4 protein-coding genes are annotated in these 4,824 nt (G+C 74.4%); 2 read left to right on the top strand and 2 right to left on the bottom strand.

The window, feature by feature from the left end; translation table 11 throughout:
* Positions 1–1,541 (top strand): SCO7613 C-terminal domain-containing membrane protein (locus NCC78_RS27590; RefSeq protein ID WP_372495219.1); only part of this gene is annotated, 1,541 nt, incomplete at its 5' end.
* Between the two features lie 793 nt (positions 1,542–2,334).
* Here NCC78_RS27590 and purE read toward each other — a convergent pair.
* On the bottom strand, positions 2,335–2,826 hold the full coding sequence (gene purE, locus NCC78_RS27585; RefSeq protein ID WP_250798143.1) for a 5-(carboxyamino)imidazole ribonucleotide mutase: 492 nt from the start codon (positions 2,824–2,826) through the stop codon (positions 2,335–2,337).
* A gap of 53 nt (positions 2,827–2,879) precedes the next feature.
* Positions 2,880–4,061 carry a 5-(carboxyamino)imidazole ribonucleotide synthase gene (locus NCC78_RS27580; RefSeq protein WP_250798142.1) on the bottom strand — a complete coding sequence of 394 codons (1,182 nt, stop codon included), beginning with the start codon at positions 4,059–4,061 and terminating at the stop codon, positions 2,880–2,882.
* Between the two features lie 86 nt (positions 4,062–4,147).
* Between NCC78_RS27580 and NCC78_RS27575 the strand changes: the two genes are divergently transcribed.
* Positions 4,148–4,798 (top strand): pyridoxine/pyridoxamine 5'-phosphate oxidase, encoded by a 651-nt coding sequence (locus NCC78_RS27575; RefSeq protein WP_250798141.1) that lies wholly within the window; start codon positions 4,148–4,150, stop codon positions 4,796–4,798.
* Positions 4,799–4,824: the final 26 nt, after the last annotated feature.

Raw genomic sequence — 4,824 nt, 5'->3', positions numbered from 1 at the left:
TGCTCGGCGTGCTCGCCGAGCTGATCCGGGGCGCCACCGAACCGCCCGCCGGCTCGGCCCAGCCGGTACGGCGCTGGGCGGTGCTGCTGGACGGGGCGCTGCGGCGGCTGCCGGACGACGGGACGCAACGCCGGTGGCGGGTCAGCCCCGCCGCCGGCGCCCTCGCCGCGGCCGCCCTGCCGACCGTCCTGGCGCTGATCTCCATCGCCCCCTCCCTGGTCGTCGCGCTGGTCGAGCCGCACCGCACCCTCACCCGGGTGTGGCAGGGCCCCCCGCCGGAACTGCTCACCCCGCCACCGGACGTGGTGGACCCGACCCGCGTGCTGACGGCGCTGCTGCTGACCGCCACCGCCGCGCTGGCCGCCACCGGCTTCAGCGGCGGCCGGCGCTCCCGGGCGGTGCCGGTGGTGCTGCCCGGCGCCGCGGTGACCCTGCTGATCACCCCGGTCTCCCTCGGCGTCGGCTGGCCGGGAAGCGTCCTGGCGGCGCTGGCCGTCTTCACCATCTCGATGCTGGGGCTGGCGCTGACCCCGCCTCCCGCGCTGGCGGAGCGGGCCCGCTCGCTGCGGCTGGCCCGGGTGCTGGTCTTCGTGATCGGCCTGGCCGCCGGGGGCGCCGGGCTGGCCGGGAGCCTCGCCACCCGGGAGCTGACCCTGTTCACCCTCGGCGGCGCGGTCGGCGTCGGCACCGTCGCGGCGCTCTTCGGCGTCACCCAGCGGGCACGCATCCTCGGCTGGCTCTTCGCCTCGCTGATGGGGCAGCTCTTCGTGCTCACCGCCGGCCTGGTCGCCGGTCTCGCGGCCGTCTGGTCGGCGTTCGGGGTGCTCGCGGTCGGCGCGGCCCTGCAGGTGTTCGCCGCGACCCTGCCCCGGCTGCGCCGCCCCGAGGCCCAGCGCGAGGCGGCCACCGTCGAGTGGAGCGGGCACGCCGCCGCGCTGATCGCCCTGGCGTTGGCCTTCGACTCACCCCGGCACATCGCGGCGCTGCTGGCCGCCTGGGGTGCGGTCCTCGGGGTGGCGGCGACCCGGCCGGGTCGCCGCCCGGTGGAGCGGCGGATCCTGTTCTGGGCGGTGGTGGTCTGCGAGATCAGCGCCTGGTGGATCCTGATGCGGGTCGCCGACGTGGCGTTGCCGGAGGCGTACACGCTGCCGTTCGCGGCGCTCGCCCTGCTCGTGGGAGTGCTGGAGCTGCGGCACCGGCCCGACCTGAGCAGCTGGGTCGCGTACGGGCCGGCGCTGGTGGCCGCGTTCGTGCCGACCCTGGCGATCGTGCTGGCCACCGAGTCCAGCACGCTGCGGCAGGTGCTGCTGCTGCTCGGAGCGGTGGCCGTGCTCATCTTCGGGTCGACGAGCCAGCAGCAGGCGCCGGTGATCGTCGGCGCCACGGTCACCGCCATCGCGGCGGTGCACGCGCTGTTCAGCTTCGGGCCGTGGCTGGCGCTGATCCCCGTCGGGATCCTGCTGCTGGTGCTCGGCGCGAGCAACGAGCGCCGCCGGCGGGCCCAGGAGCGCCTGCAGACCGCCCTGCGCGGGATGCGGTGAGACCGACAGGTCCCAGCAGCCGCCGTACTGCCTGAGGTCTACGGCGACATCGGCCAGGTGCCGTCACGGCGGCGGTGCCGTCACGGCGGCCCGGAGACTCCCGGCACGGCGTGGGCGTCGCCGGGGTGAGGCGGCGACTCCCACGACGCACGGCATCGGCGTCGACGGGTGACACGGCGACTCCCGCGACGCACGGCGCGGGCGTCGGCGGGTGAGGCGGCGAGGCCCGGCACCACGAGCCGGCACCCCACCCGGAGGACCTGAGCCGGTTCTTCGTCGCCCGCGCCAACTCCCGCGACCGTCTCATCCCCTTTGCTCTGCACCCACGGGCGCGCCAGTGCCATGGCGTCTCGTAGTCACCGCGCCACCCGTCAAGGAACGCGAAAGCAAGTGACGCCACGTCCCATGGCGACCGCGCTAGCCGCGCGCCCCGCACTCACCGGAGGGGAGTGACGGTGCGTCACATGACCCCGCCTTGCCCATGCGTCCGGAAAGACGAAACGCCAGGTAAAAGCTCTGGTGCACCGATGGGTGCAGAGCAAAGGGCGGACGGCGGAGTGTGCTGGCCCGATCGGGTCGCGACCGTCCGTGACCGACGGTCAGGCGATCCTCAGCGGCCGACACGGCCATGTCGGTCTCCTCGGGCCACCTGGCCACACGGCCATGTCAGTTGCTTCCGGCCACCAGAGCACACGGCCATGTCAGTTGCTTCCGACCATGTCAGTTACTTCCGGCCGCCGGAGCACACGGGCCATGTCTGTTTGTTGCGGCCACCGGAGCGGCGGCGGGCTGCTCAGGCCAGGGAGGCGCGCAGCGCCGCGTCCTTCTCGGCCACCAACTGCTCCAGGTCGGCCTGGTAGGCCGCCATCCGGTCGAGCAGGGCACGGTCGGCGGCGCCCAGGATGCGGACGGCGAGCAGCCCGGCGTTGCGGGCGTTGCCGATCGACACGGTGGCCACCGGCACGCCCGCCGGCATCTGCACGATGGAGAGCAGCGAGTCCATTCCGTCGAGGTGCTTCAGCGGTACCGGCACGCCGATCACCGGCAGCGGGGTGACCGAGGCGACCATGCCGGGCAGCGCCGCGGCGCCGCCCGCGCCGGCGATGATGACCTTGAGGCCCCGGTCGGCCGCGGCCCGCCCGTAGTCGATCATTTTGACCGGGGTGCGGTGCGCCGAAACGACCTCGACCTCGTAGGACACCTCGAACTCGTCCAGCACCTCGGCGGCGGCCTTCATCGTCGGCCAGTCCGAGTCGCTGCCCATGATCAGCCCGACGGTGCTCACGCTAGCCTGCCTTTCGTTCGCGACTGCGGGGCTCGCAAGCTCACTCCTCGCGCTCACGCCTGCCCCTCGCGCAGCCAGCGGGCGGCCCGCGCGGCCCGTGCCCGTACGTCGTCCAGGTCGTCGCCGAGCACCGTGACGTGCCCGATCTTGCGCCCGGGACGCACCTGCTTGCCGTAGAGGTGCACCTTCGCGCCTGGCTCGGCCGCGAAGAGGTGGTGCAGCCGCTCGTCGATCGCCATCCCGCCCGGCTCGCCGCCGAGCACGTTCGCCATCACCACGACCGGCGCGGTCAGCGAGGTGTCCCCCATCGGGTAGTCGAGGACCGCGCGCAGGTGCTGCTCAAACTGCGACGTCCGCGCGCCCTCGATGGTCCAGTGACCGGAGTTGTGCGGCCGCATCGCCAGCTCGTTGACCAGGATCCGGCTGCCCGTCGGCGCCGCCGGATCGGCGACCTCGAACAGCTCCACCGCCAGCAGGCCGACCACACCGAGCGCGGTGGCCAAGTCGATGGCGAGCTGCTGGGCGGCGACCGCCAGCTCCGCCGGCAGGCCCGGCGCCGGGGCGAGCACCTCGACGTTGATGCCGTCGCGCTGCACCGTCTCGACCACCGGGTACGCGGCGACCTGCCCGAACGGTGAGCGGGCCACCTGCACGGCCAGCTCCCGGCGCAGCGGCACCCGCTCCTCGACGATCAGCCGGGTGCCCCCCGCCAGCAGGGTGGCTGCCAGCTCGGCGGCCTGCGCGGCGTCGTCGACCATCCAGACGCCCCGCCCGTCGTACCCGCCGCGGGCCGCCTTCAGCACCACCGGCCAGCCGGTCCCGTTGCCGAAGGCCACCAGGTCGGCGGGCTCGGTCACCGGCCGCCACGCCGGGTTGGGCGCGCCCAGCTCACCCAGGCGCTCGCGCATGACCCGCTTGTCCTGGGCGTGCAGCAGCGCGTCGGCCGGCGGGAAGAGCTTCACACCCTCGGCTGCCAGCGTCCGGATGTGCTCGGTCGGAACGTGCTCGTGGTCGAAGGTGACCACGTCGCAGCCCTTGGCGAAGGTGCGCAGCGCGGCGAGGTCGGTGTGGTCGCCGTACTGGACCTCGGCGGCGACCAACGCGGCGCCGTCGTCGGGGGTCAGCGCGAGGACACGCAGCGACTGGCCGAGGGCGATCGCGGACTGATGGGTCATCCGGGCCAACTGGCCGCCGCCCACCATCCCGACAACTGGCAGACCGGTACGGGAATCCATAGCGGCGTCAGCCTATCCGGACGGCCCGCCGCCCGCGCCGCCGGATGGCGCATCGAACACCGCCGCCCCTGCTGAAGGATCATGGCATGACGATGCGTACCCTGCTCCGTGGCCTGCCGGTGCTCGCGCACGACATGCCGTCGTTCGACCCGGCCGCGGCCCCGGCCGATCCGCTGGCCCTCTTCGTCGAGTGGATGGCGGGCGCGGTCGACGCCGGCGTCGACGAACCGCACGCGATGACCGTCTCCACCGTCGACGCCGACGGCATGCCGGACGCCCGGGTGCTGATCCTCAAGGACCTCGACGAGGCCGGCTGGCACTTCGCCACCAGCTCGGCCAGCGCCAAGGGCCGCCAGCTCGCCGCGAACCCCCGGACCGCGCTCAGCTTCCACTGGCGCGAGCAGGGCCGCCAGGTCCGGGTGCGGGGGATCGCCGCCGTGGCGGACCCCGACGTCTCCCGGGCCGACTTCCTGGCCCGGCCCGAGGGGTCACGGGTGGCCGGCCTCGCCGGTCGGCAGAGCGACGTGCTCACCGACCGCGCCGCGCTGGACCGCGAGCTGGCCCGGGTCCGGGAGCGGCTGACCGCCGACCCGGACCTGGTCGCCGGGACGCACACCGTCTACGCGGTCGCGCCGCACAGGGTCGAGTTCTGGCAGGCGGACGCAAAGCGCCGGCACGTCCGGCTGCGCTACCGCCGCACCGGCCCGGGCTGGGAACGCGAGCTGCTCTGGCCGTGAGGACCGGCGCACGCCGGTGCTCGCCG

Source organism: Micromonospora phytophila (genome assembly GCF_023656545.1).
Classification (GTDB): domain Bacteria; phylum Actinomycetota; class Actinomycetes; order Mycobacteriales; family Micromonosporaceae; genus Micromonospora; species Micromonospora phytophila.
This window is presented reverse-complemented; position numbering and strand designations above follow the sequence as displayed.